The sequence below is a fragment of the Bartonella sp. AA86SXKL genome, from assembly GCF_042196885.1.
Map to the genome: position 1 here is coordinate 289 of NZ_JBHIRE010000250.1, position 507 is coordinate 795.

At 38.5% G+C, this 507-nt stretch carries 1 protein-coding gene; it reads right to left on the reverse strand.

The genetic code is table 11. The annotated features are described in order from the left end of the window. Positions 1 to 167: 167 nt before the first annotated feature. The coding region (locus tag ACFIO5_RS11320; protein WP_375705459.1) for an MFS transporter at positions 168 to 507 on the reverse strand (340 nt) is incomplete at its 5' end.

Genomic DNA, 507 nt, shown 5'->3' on the forward strand with positions numbered 1-507 from the left:
TCCAACTGTTTTTTCAATAAAAAGCTGTCCTCAAATTATCAACAACATAAAGTGTTCATTAAAACATCTAAAACTTCTGCTGTTCTGTTCATTCCAACAAATTCATCTATAAAAATAGTATCATACATATTTTACAGTTTCAAAAAACTGTTCTAGCTCTCTTATCATTAAGGTAACTGATCCGCAGAGGACTTTAAATGCATTTCACTGACATTTGGTATCGTTTGCCGCTCAATCATGCGGTGTACTCTTACACCGTCAGGAGCACGATTTAAGCGACGCAAGAGTTTATTGACCTCTGCATCTGCTTTTATGCGGCGGTGATTATGGCGCAAATAATCTACCCATGTTGGCATATGATACGCTTCTCTCCAATATTGGGGCCTTTCAAGATCGCGTAAGAGAACCCATTGGCGAGCACCATCACGTAAACGAATATGGCGGCGACGTGTCATCACTTTGAGAAATTCTTCTAGATCATCTTCATGAATTTGATAATCGATCATA